At 45.9% G+C, this 17,663-nt stretch carries 15 protein-coding genes; 7 read left to right on the top strand and 8 right to left on the bottom strand.

Features of this window, described 5'->3' with window-relative positions; translation table 11 throughout:
* Window positions 1-12: 12 nt before the first annotated feature.
* A complete protein-coding gene (locus ACQY6I_RS13790) occupies window positions 13-2,925 on the bottom strand; it encodes an insulinase family protein (RefSeq protein ID WP_428242073.1) in 2,913 nt (970 codons plus the stop codon).
* Between the two features lie 152 nt (window positions 2,926-3,077).
* On the opposite strand from ACQY6I_RS13790, the gene ACQY6I_RS13785 reads away from it, so the two are divergent.
* Complete coding sequence (locus tag ACQY6I_RS13785) at window positions 3,078-3,932, top strand: tetratricopeptide repeat protein (protein WP_428242072.1); 855 nt, start codon at window positions 3,078-3,080, stop codon at window positions 3,930-3,932.
* Between the two features lie 24 nt (window positions 3,933-3,956).
* Here the strand turns inward: ACQY6I_RS13785 and ACQY6I_RS13780 are convergent, their stop codons facing one another.
* Together ACQY6I_RS13780 and ACQY6I_RS13775 are read right to left on the bottom strand one after the other, a co-directional pair.
* The gene (locus ACQY6I_RS13780; RefSeq protein ID WP_428242071.1) at window positions 3,957-4,871 is read right to left on the bottom strand and encodes a LysR family transcriptional regulator; all 915 of its coding nucleotides are present in this window, start codon (window positions 4,869-4,871) and stop codon (window positions 3,957-3,959) included.
* A gap of 5 nt (window positions 4,872-4,876) precedes the next feature.
* The gene (locus tag ACQY6I_RS13775) at window positions 4,877-5,866 is read right to left on the bottom strand and encodes a methyltransferase (RefSeq protein WP_428242070.1); all 990 of its coding nucleotides are present in this window, start codon (window positions 5,864-5,866) and stop codon (window positions 4,877-4,879) included.
* A 592-nt stretch (window positions 5,867-6,458) separates the two neighbouring features.
* On the opposite strand from ACQY6I_RS13775, the gene ACQY6I_RS13770 reads away from it, so the two are divergent.
* From ACQY6I_RS13770 to ACQY6I_RS13760, 3 genes are all read left to right on the top strand, one after another.
* On the top strand, window positions 6,459-6,893 hold the full coding sequence (locus ACQY6I_RS13770; protein WP_428242069.1) for a hypothetical protein: 435 nt from the start codon (window positions 6,459-6,461) through the stop codon (window positions 6,891-6,893).
* Between the two features lie 349 nt (window positions 6,894-7,242).
* A complete protein-coding gene (locus ACQY6I_RS13765; protein WP_428242068.1) occupies window positions 7,243-7,434 on the top strand; it encodes a hypothetical protein in 192 nt (63 codons plus the stop codon).
* A 347-nt stretch (window positions 7,435-7,781) separates the two neighbouring features.
* The gene (locus ACQY6I_RS13760; RefSeq protein ID WP_428242067.1) at window positions 7,782-8,762 is read left to right on the top strand and encodes a GNAT family N-acetyltransferase; all 981 of its coding nucleotides are present in this window, start codon (window positions 7,782-7,784) and stop codon (window positions 8,760-8,762) included.
* A 110-nt stretch (window positions 8,763-8,872) separates the two neighbouring features.
* On the opposite strand, the gene ACQY6I_RS13755 is transcribed toward ACQY6I_RS13760, so the two are convergent.
* The 4 genes from ACQY6I_RS13755 to bcp form a co-directional block, all read right to left on the bottom strand.
* Window positions 8,873-12,115, bottom strand: coding sequence for a carboxypeptidase regulatory-like domain-containing protein (locus tag ACQY6I_RS13755; RefSeq protein ID WP_428242066.1), 3,243 nt, complete (start codon window positions 12,113-12,115; stop codon window positions 8,873-8,875).
* Between the two features lie 311 nt (window positions 12,116-12,426).
* Window positions 12,427-12,786, bottom strand: a complete 360-nt coding sequence (gene folX / locus ACQY6I_RS13750; protein WP_428242065.1) for a dihydroneopterin triphosphate 2'-epimerase — start codon at window positions 12,784-12,786, stop codon at window positions 12,427-12,429.
* Entirely contained in the window at window positions 12,783-13,346 is a 564-nt protein-coding gene (folE, locus tag ACQY6I_RS13745; RefSeq protein WP_044618591.1) for a GTP cyclohydrolase I FolE, read from the bottom strand. The genes folX and folE overlap by 4 nt, the downstream gene beginning before the upstream one ends.
* A 20-nt stretch (window positions 13,347-13,366) precedes the next feature.
* Window positions 13,367-13,843, bottom strand: coding sequence for a thioredoxin-dependent thiol peroxidase (gene bcp / locus ACQY6I_RS13740; protein ID WP_428242064.1), 477 nt, complete (start codon window positions 13,841-13,843; stop codon window positions 13,367-13,369).
* 165 nt (window positions 13,844-14,008) lie between these two features.
* On the opposite strand from bcp, the gene ACQY6I_RS13735 reads away from it, so the two are divergent.
* Together ACQY6I_RS13735 and ACQY6I_RS13730 are read left to right on the top strand one after the other, a co-directional pair.
* Window positions 14,009-14,317, top strand: a complete 309-nt coding sequence (locus ACQY6I_RS13735) for a rhodanese-like domain-containing protein (RefSeq protein WP_428242063.1) — start codon at window positions 14,009-14,011, stop codon at window positions 14,315-14,317.
* An 81-nt stretch (window positions 14,318-14,398) separates the two neighbouring features.
* Window positions 14,399-15,085 carry a glutathione S-transferase N-terminal domain-containing protein gene (locus tag ACQY6I_RS13730; RefSeq protein WP_428242062.1) on the top strand — a complete coding sequence of 229 codons (687 nt, stop codon included), beginning with the start codon at window positions 14,399-14,401 and terminating at the stop codon, window positions 15,083-15,085.
* Between the two features lie 39 nt (window positions 15,086-15,124).
* Here the strand turns inward: ACQY6I_RS13730 and ACQY6I_RS13725 are convergent, their stop codons facing one another.
* Entirely contained in the window at window positions 15,125-16,066 is a 942-nt protein-coding gene (locus tag ACQY6I_RS13725) for a 2-hydroxyacid dehydrogenase (RefSeq protein WP_428242061.1), read from the bottom strand.
* A 151-nt stretch (window positions 16,067-16,217) separates the two neighbouring features.
* On the opposite strand from ACQY6I_RS13725, the gene ACQY6I_RS13720 reads away from it, so the two are divergent.
* Window positions 16,218-17,663 (top strand): Wadjet anti-phage system protein JetA family protein, encoded by a 1,446-nt coding sequence (locus ACQY6I_RS13720; RefSeq protein WP_428242060.1) that lies wholly within the window; start codon window positions 16,218-16,220, stop codon window positions 17,661-17,663.

Below are 17,663 nucleotides of genomic sequence, written 5' to 3'. Positions count from 1 at the left end.
GATATTGATTGTTTACAGTTTGCCATCGGCAAAACTGAAAGTTCCCTTGCCTTTCTGGAAACCTTCCGTTGAACTAATGATTTTTTCTCCGGCATGAATGACCCGGTGCTGTCTGTAGTCCTCTTCATGTCCTTTGCCGATGTGGTACACAACCAGTCGCTTGGCATTGTCATTCAGGATACTGATTTCCATAAATTTCAACACGCCATCCAGCGTAATGGCATTCATTTCCCGAGCGATACGACGTTGTTCATTGAAGTTATAATTGTCGTAATGCAGGTTGTGCCAATAGCGGGTGCCGGCTTCAAGCAGGTTTTTGTCCGGCTCAGTCAGGTTGCTGATTAACCCTTGTTTATTCTTGTTGAACTCATCTTCAGAGAGTTTTTGAAGCCATTGTGGCGCTTCATTCAGGAACTTTTCAATATGCAGTTGCAACAGGCCGGGATCCGTTTCCGGAGACTGAATGACAAACGCAAGGCCTGGCACTTTCTCAAAATTCAAGTTACGGGTATATACCGCATAACCCAGTTGTTTTTCCGTTCTCAATTGAGTGAAAAACTGATTTTGTAACAGCTGGTTGAGCAACATGAACATGGCCAGATCACGATAATCGCTGTCTTCGCCCTGATAGTAAATCATGATGGCAGAGTCCGAATCATCAGAGTCCACATCCAGATAAGAAGTCTCGCTATTGAGTTTGATAACTTCGTCGGCATTGGTTTCGGCGGCCACTGTCTGGAAGTTGGCGGCGATACGATTGCTGAGACTTATCGCCTGGTTTTCTGTCATGTTGCCATGAATCAGATCCAGCAGTTTGGTTTTGCCGCTGAATTGTTCACGTACCACTTCCAGATCTTTCGGTGTCAGTTTCTTGAGTTCCGGAATAATCTCTTCACTGGTCAGAAAGTTGGGGTCCATCAGATCATATACCTGCAGGTACAACTGATTGAGCAGACGTTCTTTTTTCTGATTATCAAATTTTCTGAGTAGTTCGGCTTTGAGTGCTTCAAAACGGTCTGGCCTGATTTTCAGCGTAACCAGTTCGTTGATGATGTTATCCACAAATAAAGGTAACTTGTCGTTGTAGCCATAGACCCGAATCGAGACACCCTGTTGTTCCTGCCATAACTTATATCCCAGCCCTGCGAGTGAGGCTTCATCGGCGATATCCAACAGCGAATCCTTAACCAGCTCCAGATATAACAGTGTTTTGATCTGATTGCTGGCATTGGCGCTGAACCAGGTATTTTGCAGTCTGGCTCTTAAATCCACTTTGGGGGTGTTGAACTTGTTGCTTTGCAGGAACCACAGTGTTTGCCCTGGCTTATCGATATACAGGTCCGGTGCAAAGTCATACAGTATACTTGTGGATTTGGCACCAGGCAGAATATTCAGGTCAGTCGGAATAAAGGCATTTGGTTCGGGGTTAGCGAGATCTTTATCAATGCTGGGATTACTCCAACGCTTAATCCGGTCATCGCTTATTTTGGTCAGAGAATATGGGGTCTTGTAATAAGATGACTTACGAGTGGTTTTTATGTCCGGAGTCATCAGACTGAGTGCCAGGTTTTCCGGTTTGAGATATTGCAGCCATTGCTGGATGGCATTTTCGTTGAATTCGCCAAAACGGTATGGACCACTGAGGACCTGTGTTTCAGGATAATATTTGAGATTGTTAGACAGACTCATGGCATAGGAAATTGGCCGGTAGCTTTCCTGAAAGCGGAAACGAAGTTCCTGCAGCTTTTGCATTTCCTCGTATAACCAGGGTTTTACCTGCTGATCTTTAATCAGTTGTAGTTCGTCAAATACCAGGCTAATAACCTCATCGGTTTGTTTCAGCCCCAACTGAGTCAGCTGGATATTCACGTTGAGCAGAGTCGGGTCATCACGGTTGTCAGCAAAGTTGACACCGAGGTTTTCTATCAATCCCCTGGATTTCAGTACGTCACTGAGACTGCCCTTGGCATCGCGATTCAACAGCCAGCTGATGAAAAATGGAGCCCGGGTATTCAAATCGGTTTTGGGGCCGGGGACTGGAAAGGACAAAATCAGTTTGTGTGTTTGCTTAATGGTTTTGACATTTAACTGTAGTGGCAGCTGGGCATCGGTGAAGTACGGTAATTTTGGTTCGGTATCTATGGTGTGATGTTGTGGCACCAATGAAAACAATTCCCTGGCCAGTTTTGCGCTCTGTTGGACTGGAGCAGGACTGTATATGACCAGCGACATGAGATCAGCTGAATAATGCTGCTGATAAAAGTTGATCAGATCCTGACGCAGGCCTTCAGGCTTCAAGGTGTCCAGGCTTCCGACCGCGAACTTGCTGGCGGGGTGATGGGGATTGACGGACTCTCTTAATGCGTCGAAGTAACGTCGATTGTCATCCAGCAGCCCGGTGTGAAATTCAGCATCAACCGCATTGCGTTCACGCTCTACATACGCTTCATTAAACAGTGGCGCGGTAAAAAACTGGGCGAAACGATCCAGTGCCGGTTGGAACTGGTCGGCATTGATATCAAAGAAATATATGGTGTTTTCTGACATGGTCATGGCGTTCTGGCTGCCGCCATTGCCGCTGATGAATTCACTGAACTCATCAGCTTCCGGGTACTTTTCTGTACCCAGAAATAACATGTGCTCGAGAAAATGTGCCAGTCCGGGACGGTCGTCGGGATTAGCCCAGGATCCTGTTGCGACGTTCATAACGGCTGCAGCTGACTCAACATTGGGATCCGAGACAACCAAAATGGTTAGCCCATTATCCAGTTGTAGCCATTGATACTCCCGGTTATCGGTGACAGGTTTTGTAATACCGGAGTTTGTGTCAGCTTTTTCGAGTTTTGCCCAGGCCAGACTGCCTGCGGCGAGTGTCAACACGATAACCGTGCTGACAGACCATAGGAATTTTCGAGAGAGTCGCATTAACTATAAAAACCTTATTTGTTCCAGAAAAGCAAAATACCAACCGGTAGTGTATCTGTGTGCCACAAATTTGGCGAGCTGCGTTGTAATCTCTTGATCTGCCCCCAGATTCAGCGTCAGCTTATTGATAAACGACAATCTCAGGCATTTATATGAACGAACATGTGATTCATCTGACGGGTGAAAATATTCAGCAAATTTTAGGGGAAGAATCGTTTGCGCGTCCGGTTCTGGTAGATTTCTGGGCCGACTGGTGTGCGCCCTGTAAGGCATTGATGCCGGTGCTGGAACGCCTCGCGGCTGAATACGGTGGACAGTTTCTACTGGCAAAACTGGATACTGAGGCAGAGCCCCAGTTGGCGGCCCAGTTTGGGGTGCGTAATCTGCCAACCGTTGCATTATTTAAAGATGGGCAGGGGGTGGATGCGTTTTCCGGAGCCTTGCCGGAATCAGAAGTCCGCCAGTTTCTGGATCGTCATTTACCCAAAGCCTGGGATGAAGATGTCAATCTGGCTAAGAACCTGATGGCGGAAGAGAATTATCTGGAGGCCCTGCCACTGTTGAAATCTGCCTATGAAATGTCTGATCATGAAGCAGATATCGAACGGCTGTTGATTGAGGTGTACATCCGGGCTAAGCGATTGGAAGAGGCGACAGTATTGCTAGAAGCGATTCCATTCCAGTTCCAGGATGATGACTACCGTCGACTGAAGGGGTTGCTGGATCTGGCTGAGAAGGCCAGTGAGACACCGGAGATCAAAGAATTACAGAATAAGCTGGATGGCGATCCGGATAATCAGGATTTGAAATATGAGCTGGCTTTGCAGTATCACTCCGATGGTCGTATCCGGGAAGCATTGGAACACCTTTATCAGATACTGCTGAAAAACAAAGGGTTTCGTGATGGTGCTGCCAAAACCAGTATGATCGAGATTATCCAGTCGCTTGGAAAAGGCGACTCCCTGGCCGTTGAATATCAACGTAAGCTGTTCACTCTGTTGTACTAGCCAATGACCATGTTATCCGGGAACTCATGTTTCCTGGATAACAATGCCGTCCAGATTTTCCATACAGTTTTCCCGGGCACTGCTGATAAAGTCCTGTACGTAGCTGCTGCTCAGTTGCTCTGTTCTGATGGCAGCATATAAAGTTGTCCAAACCCCATCTCCCAGATTCAGTGCGTGAATCAGGTCTTTGTTTAGATATTCTGCCAGAGCCCAATTGGGCAGACAGCAGACGCCGCGTCCGCTGGCAACCAGCTGGATCATCATTACAGTGAGCTCTGCAGTTCGCGTGGCTTTGGGTTTGACTCCGGCTGGCAGCAAAAACTCACGATAGATATCCAAACGCCCCTTTTCCACGGGATAGGTTATCAGGGTCTCTTCCATTAGTTGTTCGGGCCAGACCTGGGATTGACTTGCCAAAGGGTGACGAATGGAAACCGCCAGTTTGTTTTCGTACTGGAATAATGGTTCGTAACTTACCCCTTCCAAAGGGATGGGATCAGAGGTGACCACCAGATCGAGCATACTCTGTTGCAAAGCAGGCAGTGGTTCAAAGTTGAAGCCACTGGAGAAGTCCAGTTCAACCTCAGGCCAGCTTTCACGATATTGATTGATACTTGGAATCAACCATTGAAAACAGCTGTGACACTCAATGGCTATGTGCAGACGACCAGCAGTTCCTCCCACCATTTGCTGTATTTCATCAAGCGTATTACTGATTCGCGGTAGGATTTCATCTGCCAGTGCCAACAGCTTTTGACCGGCAGGGGTAAAGCTGACCGGGCGTGATTTGCGGTTTAGGATGGTTGTATTGAGCCTGTTTTCAAGTTCCCGAACTTGATGCGATACGGCAGATTGAGTCAGATAAATACGCTCAGCTGCTTCTACCAGGCTGCCGGTATCCCGTATGGCCCGCAGCGTTTTCAGGTGTTTTATATCCATCGCAGTTATCTGTTAAATGCCTGAAGAATTTTAAAACCTTTGGCCTGAGCCAGTGTATTGCAATGACCAAAAGTCTGCTCGAACACTGGTTCATACTTCAGAAAGCCATTGGCAACGATGGTAAGTGAGCCGCCGTTGGCCAGCCGTGTTTTGGCCTGTTTGATAAACGTTTCGGTGACCGAATACTCGGTTTTGGTACCCTCATGGAAGGGTGGGTTTGAGACAATGTGATTAAAACGCTGATCTAGCTGGTTGAAACCGTCCGAATGCCATAATGTCGCATTCGGCAGGTCATTGGTTTTCAGTGTCAATGCTGTGGCCTGAAGAGCGTTATAGGAGATATCACTGGCATGCATGTTGATGTTGGGGTGACGTTGCAGCAAAGTGGCACTGATCAGACCACTGCCACAGCCGAAATCCAAAACTTTGCCACTCAACCTCGGCAGACTTTCCAGCAACAACAAGCTGCCTTGGTCCAGTTTGGAATGTCCAAATACACCTGGAAAGCTGCAGATAGTCAGGCCGTTGTCGGTCTGTACATGACTGACCGGAATCTCCGGTGTGGTTTCCGGTAAGGTCGCATCGTTGATCACCTCAAACAGTGAACAGTGGCGTGCAGCATCAATTTTACGGGCAGTCAGGCCCAATGCGGTGAAATATTTTGGAACCGTTTTAATACCGCCCTTGTTTTCTCCTGTCAGCCACAATCTGCCACCAGGTGCCAGTTTTGATAAGGCCAGCCGGGTCAGGATATCGGCCTCCGATTTAGATTTGGGATAGTAGAGAATGATGTGTTCGACTGGAGTGTCCGGTGCGATTATCCCGGCTTGAATGGTCCCATCGGGATACTGATGGATGACAGCCGCATTGTCGCTGCTGGCAAATTTGAATGGTAGATCCTGCAATGGACCTGCGCCTTTGGGGATGGCGAGATACCAAATGTTGGCAGAAATCTGATCGCGGTGTCGGTCGAGTAAATGGTTGGTTGCGTGCAAAACGGGCATGTCCTAACGAAGAATCGGCGCTATTCTATGGTTTGTAGTGTGCTTTTTCATCTTCAATAATGGATGTTGCGGAGTGTTGGAGGTGAATAAACCCGATTAGCTGGGGGAAAGACATTGGTTTAGTAGGGGCAATGAGTGTTTCCATGACCATAATGCTGTAGACAAAAAAAAGCCGGAATCGGGGGAGAGTCCGGCAAGGTCATGTGGCTTTTGCCTACATGGGAGTAGTCACCATCTGTTGCTGCTACGATCAACAGTGTTACTAATATAGCATTTGCAGTAATTGACTGGGGCGGCCACTACTATTTTTTTTTCATATATATATGCTTAGTTATATCCCCATTTGAAAATGGCTTAACTATCAGTAGGTTATAGAATGCGAGTAATACGAGCAAAAGCTTGGCATGCAAGGAATTTACTTTTTTTTTCGATACTGATCTCAATTATCTACTGCACTCATGTCCTGGCCCAGGACAACCGGCCACTTGTGACGACTGCTCAGCATCAGAAAATGTGGCTAATTTCACAAAACAGATTGAGGGCAAGGATAAATTCTCAAGTTCGTTACTGGTTGCCAATTTCTATGCCGGTCACAGTTGATACCCGAAGATTTCAGCTGTTGGAAAAGCTGGATGTTTTATATCAGGAAGGGTTTTTGATCCGCACGGGTAAGTCTCTGGAAATTACAACGCCGGAATATCAGGTCGTTCCTGCATATGAATTTAATTTAGCCGTTAAAGGTAAGGATGTATTTGATCGGGATCTTGGTTTTGCTGTTGCGGAATTACGCTTTGTAAAACTGGAGCAGATAACCTGGCCTGTAGATGGAGATATACGGACGGTAAATGGTGTTTTTCGGTATCGATATGCATCCGTACCAGAGTGGATCTGGGCGCCGGCGTTTGATCATTATCTGGATGCCTTACACATGCGCGAAAATTTAAAGAAGGGTTATCATGCTGAGTTTTCAATGAAATATAGCAACCAGAACTGGGTGATTGACGAGGTGAAATTTTAGGAACCTTTATGTCTTATTAAACACGTGCTTTTGGTCCGCTATCTGCGGGAGTCCCTGTCGCTGACCTGCAGAGCAGTTCATATCTGTTCTCTGTGAAATACTTACAGAACATTATCTTGTCTCCCTCGCTGATATTAATTTAGAGATTCTTTCCAAAATAATGAGAGCACGATACGATTGTTTAGTATGTTTCGCTATTTTTAATTCTAAATTTTATTACTACACGTTGACTTATATTATTTAATTATTCTCACATATTTCCCTTGCACTAAGGCTGTAAACATTGCAGCTTATAACTACTTTAATAATAACAACAATAAAAAAATAACCTTTGAGCGAGGAGAATCCAATGGAAGTCATCTTGAAATTTTTGTTTAAGCCTGGGTATTACCTGCATGCGGTTTATATTTTATTTACCGGACAGGTCCACAAATCATCCGACGGCAGTTATGTTCATATGAATCAATGGATTGTTTCAACTATGTTTTGGGCGCTAGTGTTGTTTGGTGCCTGCTGGATGGTCGTTACCGGTATCGTATAACTCGGTTATACATAATTCTTGATTTTTGTATGGATATATTAATCCGACGTGTATTTATGTTGGGCTAGTCACGTAATTCAGGGAAGAATCACCATTAACCACAGGCAATGATGGCTAATCGGCTGAAGAATTCATAACAAAAGACGTTTCTGATATGTGTTTTAATGGCGCAGTACTCGCAGGATCGTCATTTCTCTCCTGGTTGCTCGAGACTGTCACAAGCTGTTTTTCGGTAAGCTATTCGGGTACCTGTGGTTTGTGGAAACAATTCTGTTATCTTTTTGTCATGTGAGTGTTACATATCCCAAATATAGTGAAAGTTGTCGTCACAGATATGTAATGATTATATGGCTCAACTTAAACTCAGTGGATTTCAGCTAAAACCCCGGAAAATATCCCTACCCAGAGTTCAGCTTTTCCGTAAGGGAAAGGTTATTCAGCTCAGATTTTTGCAAAAACTTATTGAACCTCAGTCCAATGACGTAATTGCTGGTGAAATCAGTAGTTTTCCCTGTTTGGGAAAAACACGTGATGGGAAACAGATTTATCTCTGCCAGTTCTCTTCACAAACTGCATTACTCAAAGAATTGGGGCGTTTGCGGGAAATTGCTTTTCGTGCGGTTGGAGAGGGTTCAGGCAAGCCCTACGATATTGATCAGTTTGATTTTTATTATGAACATCTCATTTTATGGGATGAGCGAAATCGGGAAATAGTCGGGGCGTATCGGCTGGGTAATGTACAAAAAATACGTCAGAGATCAGAGTGTACCAGCCTTTATACTGAGACTTTATTTCAATTTAATCCGTCATTTGATGAGGTTTTGTCTTCAGGCTTGGAGCTTGGGCGCAGTTTTGTCCAGCCCAAATATTGGGGTAACCGCAGCCTTGATTATTTATGGTATGGTATTGGCGCATACCTGAAATATCATCCCGAAATTCGTTATTTGTATGGTCCTGTATCAATCAGTGGGCAATTACCCGGAAGGGCTAAAGCGCTGATAGCTTCATTTTATGCCAGTCACTTTAATAATGGTCAAAACTGGGTATCCCCTAAAAACGCTTACAAGATCCCCAAAAAATATCGTGAAATATGTCACTTTGGTGCAGATTATCGAGGGGAGTTCAAGGAGCTTCAGGAGCGTTTGAAGCGCATGGGATTAACTGTACCTACGTTATACAAACAGTATGCAGAAGTAGCAGAAATAGGTGGCGTTACTTTTTGTGCATTTAATATAGATGTTGATTTTGGATATTGTCTGGATGGCTTTGTTGTGGTGGATTTGTCTGCATTAAAAGAGAATAAACGCAAACGCTATCTGGGAGAGTAGTTCGTCAACAAGTCCGGTTGGATGTATGTTTTGCAGACTTATTGACAAGGTATTTCGTAAAAAAAAAGCCCTTGAGCATGCTCAAGGGCTTTTTTGTTGTCATCTCTATCTTAGTTGATAGTAATGGTTTTAGGTGTCAGAGTTGCACCGGTATAATCACTGGTGTTGGTATTGCTACCACCAGAGAAATCAACTACTAACGTATCACCTGCAACAGCTGCTGCATCCAGAGTAAATGTGAAGGTGTATTCAACCCCACCATTGCTCAGTTTGTTCTCAGAGAATGCCGCATCCGTAATGTCTCCAGTACCAGATGTTGTCCAGGTAACCATATTGTTCAGGATATCTGTTTCATCAATGGTGCCAGTGTTGGCGTTGTAGTCAACGTTTGATAGATCCAGTTCGTGTGTAAACGAATAGGTTACGCTGATACTGGTATTCCCAGCAGCTGACAGAGTAGACCCAGTAGTATCTTCGAAGTCTTCCACAATGTTGACGGCGGCGAAGGTTGGTTGTTCGAAATAACCCTCATTGCTGCTGCCCAGGTCATTGTAGTAAGCCCATGATGCACCATTGGCGTTGGTGATGTTGCTGAAATCCAGTTCACCATGACGGTATTTGCTGCCGTCGCCGCTGACAGATGCACTCAAGTTTGGAGTCACATCATTGTATTTTTTCAGGTCGAAAACGGTAGCAATGGAAAACTGACCGTAGGCGTCCAGTTTAACTGTCAGGGTGTTGGTGGTGCCGTCCCATTCATAGTTGTCTTCAGATGACAGGTCGATGGCAACGCCGTTCAACTCCATGGCATTAGAAAGATCTTCTACCTGAGACAGGTCGATGGCTTTATCGAAGGTGATAACAAATTCACGACCGTTATAAATGGCAGAAGTAACCAGAGCAGGGATCTCATCACGGAATATAACTGATGGGCTACCGATCACTGTTCCACCGTTATCTGTCGCTGAGGCCGCAACATTGCTGCTGCTGTCACTAACTGCACTGCTAAAGTCGAGTTGTGAACCATTCTCAGTCAGAGCGAAAGTGTAAATGTCGCCAATTTCAAACTGAACCAGGTCAGCGTTGACAGAGCTGCCGTTGTCGTCAATGACAACATCGTTGTTGGCTGTGAAGTTGCTCAGACTTGTTGTGCCGGAGAATGCTGGTTCTGCCAACAATGTAACATCTTCAGAAAAAGCGACACCGACTTTACGATTGAAATTATACCCGCCCGCAAAATCTGTATAGGCAGTGGCGTCATAAACGTTAGTATCGGGTTCAATGAAGTATTCACCAGCAGCAACTTCGCTGTTGTTGGTGGTCAGGTTGTTGGTAGCATTGAATTCATACAGGCGCGCCAGGTTATCTTCATAATCACCTGTACCAGTGCCGTTCACTTCACCCAGCAAACGTGGCGTCAGATCAAAATATGGCAGACCGACAACTGCATCATCCAGAGAGGACTGTTCACCACCGTCACCGTATTGCAGGCTGACCACTTGGCCGCTGTCTGCATTGCCAGTACCGTAGGCTGTCTGGAGAATGGTTGTTGGCGGTACGTTATCTGCCAGCTCAAGGGATTTTGCCGTACCTGCATAACCAAAGTCGTCATACGGTGTAATGGTGACTACGTCTCCTGGTACTACTCCGGTGACTACCATGGCTATATCGCCATTTTCTTGGTCAGCAGTAAATTCAGTTCCAGTACCCCAGGTTGCATTGTCCAACACGTTGAATGTGACGGATGATGTTTTGTCAGCGCCGTTGGCACCAGCGACAGCAACAGTGTAGTAGCTGGCGTTTGTCGCGGTAAATTCCACTCTGGCAACGTTGGTCGTTACTGAGGCTGTTTCATTTAATCCAGCGGTTGCTGCCAGAGTAGCAACCAAGTTACTCAAGCGTTCGGCGGTATCGTAACTGCCGTTATTGTTATCGTCAGAAGTATCATTCAATTGCTGGATACCAGGATTGCTGTCATCGATGTCAGCAAATGCTGGAGATTTTGCCTGTACCAGTTCCAGATCATCGATACCATTGTTGTCCTTTGTCGGCTGGCTGAGATCAGGGGCAGTGGCATTTTGATTGGCTTCGTCATATGCCTTCATGACCAGTTTCAGATATTCAGATCCGGTCGCTGTGGTGCTGTCAGAGTCATAGCCAATGTCGCTGCCGGTTTTAATCGCATTACCTGCCAGGTCAAGTAGATCGGCTTTTAACAGCAGGACATTATAAGTGTTGCCTGCGATGACATCTTCGGCCAGGGTGACTGTTAATACATCACCTGAAAGTTCAGTGGAAGTTACAGCAACATATGCAGCATCGTTGACATTGCGAACGACAATGGAGTTGTCAGCAGTATCGAAATAGTTGCTATCAATTGCTTCGCTGAATTTGATGGTCAATACATTGGTCACATCGTCATTCAACATACCGGTTGATGCAGACTGCGCAACAACTTCAGCGACTTTAGTGACGAATGGTGCAATCGTGTCAGAGGTATCCGCTTTGGTGACGTAGAGGTTTCTGGAAGGCAGATCAAGCGAGTCGTTGTAGTTGTTGGTGTCTAGCATTGAGTCAGACATGCTGGTGTCAATATCATAACCACTGACAACCAATTTAAGTTCTGAATCTTCAGGCAGGTTTGAGAGGGTAAACTCTCCATCGGTGCCTGTTTGAGTAGTAATCAAATTGGAAGAATAAGAAGTGGATACACCATTCTGTGGTTGTTCTGTGGCGATGCCGTTAACTGCAGTGACTCTGGCGCCAACGGTGGCTGCAGCAATTTGGCTGCCAGTTTCAGAGTGACGCAAAAAGCCTGGTGCTTCAACGGTTAGTGCTGGCAGAACCGCAGTACCAGCCTGAGCCATATAGCCATCCACGAATGTCGTTGTAGAGGTAGTGTCGTCAGCATCATCATTGCTGGTAGTTTCGAGAATCTGTGCAGTAGGTAATACGGTAACTGTAGCGCTTAAATAGTTAGATCCGGCAGAAATAGAAATGCTCAGAGCCTGGCTGTAAATATTTTCTTCATCCAGTTCGACGGTTTGGGTGACGGGAATGTCGGTGAAGACATATTGACCGTTGCTATCTGTAGTCGTGGATTGACCTGCGACTGCAACTGTGACACCAGAGAGGAAGTTGCCTCTGGTATCCATCACTGTACCGGTAATAGTCCCTTTTGGGGCAGTGACATTAACGAAGTTACCTGATGAGCTGGAAACTGTATTGCTGCTGTCGTAGCTGAGAGCAGATGAACCGTCTGAACTATCTTCACTGTTACATCCTGATATAGCCAATGCTGCGGAAGCAATGGATACGGCCAGAAGTGTTTTCCTGTATGGTAAATTTGGCATGCTTTCTCTTCCTATAACTACTTTTTTTGAGATTAGATAGGTGCTAGAGAATGCCGTGAGATAAGTTGATGAATAGAAGCGATGTGCATGAATCCTTTCAAACTTTCGTACATTCCCTAGTACGCTAATCATTCTATTCGTTTACAAATTGTTTAATCAAGTTTTGGTGATGGTTTTTTTTATGAATGTGTTTTGTGTCACATTTTGTTGGTCAGAAAAGCAACAGATAAGCTGCTTTTCTATGTTAAAAAAATGGTTTGGTTGTTAATTAAACAGACAGTAGAGTGAGGTAATATTTTGAATTTATCGCGTCAACGTGACCGCGACAGGGAAACCGAAACTGAATCTGCAAATCTGAGTGCATGTGGTTTATCGATCTCAACTTCTGCATGCTTCACTTCAGAATATTTCATGACCATCTCAAGGACATCATTGGTCAGTTTCTCCAGCAGAGCGAAGTGATTGTTTTCAACAAAGCTGATGATTTCCTTGGTAATGGTCCGATAGTTCAGAGTCGTTTCGATGTCAGTTGAACAGATGGCCTGAGTGGCATCGAACAGGATAACGACATTAAGGACAATATCCTGTCTGTTCCTGATTTCCTCATCTTTAATTCCGATAAACGTTCTCAGGCGCAGATTTTTGATTCTGATCCTTGCTTCGGTATTCATGGTTTGCGTTGTCCAATCAGAGTCAGAAACTCGCTTCGAGTGGCCTGTGACTTGCGGAAAGAACCCAGCATCATGGACGTACTCATTACCGAGTTCTGCTTTTGCACGCCGCGCATCATCATACACATGTGTTTTGCTTCGAGTACGACGCCAACGCCTTTGCATTGGGTAATATCACTAATTGCATGCGCAATCTGTCTGGTCAGGTTTTCTTGAATTTGCAGGCGACGGGCAAACATATCGACAATACGAGCGAACTTACTTAGTCCGAGCACTTTGCCATCGGGGATGTAAGCAATACTGGCGGTACCGATGAATGGTAGCAAATGGTGTTCACATAAAGAGTAAAACTCAATACCTTCTACGACGACCATTTCATCCATTTCACTTTCAAAAATGGCACCATTAACAATTTCTTCCAGAGACTGATTGTATCCTTCAGTCAAAAAAGCCATAGCTTTTGCTGCTCGCTGAGGAGTATCCAGAAGCCCTTCTCTGTCAGGGTTTTCACCCAGTTGGACGATGATATCCCGATAATTTTCGGTAAGTTTGTCGATCATTCGATGTTCCTGTTTATGACTTATAAGCTTCTGATGACGGCCAATACATCATCGTGGTGGGTTTTGGTTTTTACTTTGGGCATGACGGCAGCGACTTTGCCATCTTCATCAATAATGTAGGTGATACGATGGATACCGTCATATTCACGGCCCATAAATTTTTTCAGGCCCCAGACGCCATATTTTTCTGCGATGCTGTGGTCTTCATCGCTAAGCAGGTCAAAGTTCAACGATTCTTTTTCGATAAATTTAATAAGCCGTTTGGGTGCATCAGGTGAAATGCCCAGAACAACGGTATTCAGCTGCTGGAATTCTTTCTGATGATCACGAATACCACAGGCTTGAGTGGTACAGCCTGGTGTCATGGCCTTTGGATAAAAATAAAGAACCACTTTCTTGCCCTTGAAATCTTTCAGGGAAACCTTTTCGCCATGTTGGTTTTCTGTCGTGAATGCAGGCGCTTTGCTTCCGACTTTAGCTAGATTTAGTGTGCTCATAAGACCTCGCTTGAAACCGATTTGTCATAATAGGGGGCATTCTCAATTATCCAACCCCCGCTGTCACCCATGCTGTCCGATTTGTCTGCCAGGAATAAATGTATTTTTAAATTAGAAAAATCTAATGTAATATTCAAAAATATCAATAATGAGTTGAGGTGACTTATGAGTATGTTTAGCTGGCTATCATCGCAACGCGAACCTTTGCAGTTGCCCGAAGGGGCGGTATTGATCGATGTCCGGTCACCTATGGAGTTCCGGAATGGTCATATTATCGGTGCGGTAAACTGGCCTTTGGATCAATTGACGGAAATTCTGGACAAACAGAAGCCGGACGCCAGTAAGCATTATGTCGTTTATTGCGCCAATGGACCCAGGGCGGGAATGGCTAAAACGGTCTTGATACGTGCTGGTTTTAAAGAGGTTATGAATGCTGGTGGTATTAACGGATTGATACATTTGGGTGTTGAGTAATTTATCGATACCTGATTCTCAAATGGTTGTTTTAGGAAACTAAATCCTCATCTAGGAAGATTCCACAATAGGAGGTTCCTAATGAGCATATTATTTCCCAGCCGCTGGCCGGCCACCCGGCCTGATATTATCCAGTTATACTCACTGGCCACTCCCAATGGCCAAAAAGTCGGCATAATGCTGGAGGAGACGGGGTTGGAATATGAGGCCCATAAGATCGATATCATGGCCGGTGATCAGTTTGATGATGAATTTAAAAAGTTGAATCCTAATTCAAAAATACCTGCTCTGATCGATCCGAATGGCCCCGGTGGTCAACCGATCACATTTATGGAGTCGGGTGCGATACTGATGTACCTGGCGGAAAAAGCGGGGCATTTACTGCCGTCTGATCCTGCGGAGCGCTGGGAAACCATTCAATGGCTGTTTCTGCAGGTGGCTCATGTCGGTCCTATGTTTGGACAGTTTGGTCACTTCTTTAAATTTGCCCGCGAAAAAACCACCGACAGTTATGCGCTCGAACGCTATACCGCTGAAGCGAAACGGATACTGGCAGTCCTGGATCAGCGTTTACAGGCAAGGGAATGGATTATGGGTGATGAGATGACTATTGCCGATATTGCTATTGCACCCTGGGTTAAGGCGCTGGACTTTTATGAGGGGCATGAAACCTTGGGAACTGAATCCTTTGCTCACGTGGTCCGTTATCGTGATCAATTCTATGCTCGGCCTAATGTGAAAAAAGGTGCAGCGGTCTGCAGCATTTGATGTCTTTATTGACGAATGGGCCAGCAATAACAGGTTGATTCAGTAGCCGGTATGTTTGTTAACCCCCTTTGGAATCGTGCCATCGGCCAGATAATTACGTATGTTCGTTTGCACGATCAGGCTTGCTGTGTCGGGGCTGGTTGGGCCTGAGATGTGTGGGAGCACAGTAATATTGGGATGCTCCCACAGCGGATCGTCCGTATTCAGTGGTTCCTGGTCAAAGACATCAAGCACTGCATGCTGCAGATGACGCTGGTCCAACAATAACATCAGTGCCTGATAATCAAAGATCCGCGAACGGGAAAAGTTAATCACGCTGGCTCCAGTTTTTAATTGTGACAACCTGTCCTCATTCATGAGGCCGGAGGTGGAAGGTGTCAGTGGCAGCAGGCTGACAAGAATATCTGTCTGGGCCAGCAGCTCGGGCAATTGCCCAACGCCATGAAAGTGGTGAATACCGGCGATATTTTTTGCACTGCGACTCCAGGCCAATACTTTAAATCCCATAACCTGCAGACGGTGAATGGCTGCTGTTCCAAGTGCACCCGTACCCAAAACACTAACAGTCCGGTCCTGGGCAGAAACATATTCCAACGGTCGCCAGACATGTTGCTGCTGTAGCTGTTGGTATAACGGGATGTTTCGGTGCAAATAGAGCGTCCAGGTCAGCACAGCCTCGGCCATGGTGGTTGCCAGCTCCGGATCAGCCATTTTAACGATGGTGACATCTTGGAGTGCCGGCAGTTCGATCATTTGTTCGACCCCAGCCCATAGGCTCTGAACCCAGATTAGTTGGGTGAAACGTTGTAATTCTGTCGGGTCAGGATTAGCAACGATGGCCACGCGGGCCGTTTCGCATTGGTCGTCATCCAGTTCGTCAGAGGCAATGACAGATATTTCTGGCAGAACATGATTCAATCGTTCCAGCCAATGATTCTTCTCCTGCGGACTGATGTTGGCAATAAAAGGGATCATGGACATGTCTTGTATCGTCTGGTTAAGTTTAGTGACCATTTTCGACCTTTAAGGGTTACTTAACAACACTGGCTAGCCGGCTTTCAATCAGCTAAAGTAGGCGATCTTTTAATTTTCTCTAAATCCTTGATTTTCAAATCTTTTCGGATCTGACTGGATGTTTTTCGAACAACCGAGAGCGCAGTTTTTCAAACCTTTGACCAGCAAATATCGTGAACAGGTGGTTGAATGCCTCAGAGAACTGTACTTACGCCTTTACAGTGCCAGCCATGCAGACTACGGTCAGGCATTGCAGCGCGACAATCTGATAGAAATTTTCCAGGAGGCACTGGAACGAGCCCCGGTGCTGGCCGATGACTCTGATGAAGCCTCCGGTGAACAGCGTTTTCGTAACAGCCGAGAACAGGCCGGCTGGATCTTAAACAATCTGCTTGAATATGGTTGGCTTGAGCGTCAGGTGGATGAAGCCACTTTACAAAGTACCTATGCTTTCAGTCGTTTCGGCCGTCAGTTTACTGAGCCGTTTATTGCTTCTGAACGCAGTGCCCGAACCCGCCATCGTAATACCCGTGGTACCTATAACTCCCTGAGTGCGTTTTTGAACAACGGCGAAGTCTATGATCTGCTGGATGCTTTTGAATACTCTGAACGCATCATTGCAGACTTTACCGATGTGATTACAGAACTCGACGACCGGCGTCGGGAACTGGTGAAGGACATGGAAACCCAGCTACTGGTGCAGAAAGCCAGTGATGAATTCTTCGATTTCATGGAAAAGCGTTTCCAGCCGGACCTCTCCATTCGCTTATCCGCGGACAGTGTCGAAAAGTTTCGTGATCGTATTGAGACTCTGATTCAGAAAATCCGCAAAAAAGACCGGGCGTTCAAGACCCGTACCGAACAGCGGCTGCGGGAATTACTACCCGATCAGATTGTGGCCGGGCAGTCGTTATTATGGTCACTGCTGGACGGTATTGAATATCGCATCCGAGCCGCAAGTGATGTGATGGTGCCTCAGGTGCGACGGGCATTGCAGAGTTTCACCAAACGGGCTGACATCATCATCCGGCAAATGAGTTATCTGTCCAGCCAACAACATAATGATTTAGTGAGTATCTGTAAGCGGTTATCCGAACTGTCGACGCAGGAACAAGGGCAAGCGTTGTTGCATGCTGGTGAAATCATGGCGGTGCCAAGACTGGGATACGTCGACCCTCAACAGGTACGTCTGGCACCACCGCGCAGACGTCTGGTGCTGGCGATGGATATAGACAGCAGCGAGAGTTTTGATGTCGAGGCTCGCAAAGACATTTATGTTCAGCAATTACTGGATCAGGCCTTTTTCATCAGCGATCAGACCATCCGTGATTATCTGTATCGAAATTTGTTAGCCGGACAAAAAGTGGATACCCGACAATTACCAGTAGAAACCGCCAGGGATCTGCTGTCTGTTTCCCACGCTATTGAGGTTGGTGCTGCCAGCAATTTATCCAGGGAATTCCGATTCCAGGTAACACCGGTCAAAAACGAAACCCACGAGAATGAATATTTTGCCAGACAGGATGTGTTTGAAATCTGTCTGGTTACGAATAATCAGGAATAA

Source organism: Gynuella sp. (assembly GCF_050297175.1).
Lineage (GTDB): Bacteria > Pseudomonadota > Gammaproteobacteria > Pseudomonadales > Natronospirillaceae > Gynuella.
Note: the sequence above shows the minus strand (reverse complement) of the source record. Positions and strands in the feature narration are given on the sequence as shown.

Coding starts and splice junctions, on each gene's coding strand:
- ACQY6I_RS13770 (WP_428242069.1), top strand. CDS start 6,459: ATGCCGGTCACAGTTGATACCCGAAGATTTCAGCTGTTGGAAAAGCTG.
- ACQY6I_RS13725 (WP_428242061.1), bottom strand. CDS start 16,066: ATGTCCATGATCCCTTTTATTGCCAACATCAGTCCGCAGGAGAAGAAT.
- ACQY6I_RS13735 (WP_428242063.1), top strand. CDS start 14,009: ATGAGTATGTTTAGCTGGCTATCATCGCAACGCGAACCTTTGCAGTTG.
- ACQY6I_RS13720 (WP_428242060.1), top strand. CDS start 16,218: ATGTTTTTCGAACAACCGAGAGCGCAGTTTTTCAAACCTTTGACCAGC.
- bcp (WP_428242064.1), bottom strand. CDS start 13,843: ATGAGCACACTAAATCTAGCTAAAGTCGGAAGCAAAGCGCCTGCATTC.
- ACQY6I_RS13730 (WP_428242062.1), top strand. CDS start 14,399: ATGAGCATATTATTTCCCAGCCGCTGGCCGGCCACCCGGCCTGATATT.
- ACQY6I_RS13755 (WP_428242066.1), bottom strand. CDS start 12,115: ATGCCAAATTTACCATACAGGAAAACACTTCTGGCCGTATCCATTGCT.
- ACQY6I_RS13780 (WP_428242071.1), bottom strand. CDS start 4,871: ATGGATATAAAACACCTGAAAACGCTGCGGGCCATACGGGATACCGGC.
- folX (WP_428242065.1), bottom strand. CDS start 12,786: ATGAATACCGAAGCAAGGATCAGAATCAAAAATCTGCGCCTGAGAACG.
- ACQY6I_RS13785 (WP_428242072.1), top strand. CDS start 3,078: ATGAACGAACATGTGATTCATCTGACGGGTGAAAATATTCAGCAAATT.
- ACQY6I_RS13790 (WP_428242073.1), bottom strand. CDS start 2,925: ATGCGACTCTCTCGAAAATTCCTATGGTCTGTCAGCACGGTTATCGTG.
- ACQY6I_RS13760 (WP_428242067.1), top strand. CDS start 7,782: ATGGCTCAACTTAAACTCAGTGGATTTCAGCTAAAACCCCGGAAAATA.
- ACQY6I_RS13765 (WP_428242068.1), top strand. CDS start 7,243: ATGGAAGTCATCTTGAAATTTTTGTTTAAGCCTGGGTATTACCTGCAT.
- folE (WP_044618591.1), bottom strand. CDS start 13,346: ATGATCGACAAACTTACCGAAAATTATCGGGATATCATCGTCCAACTG.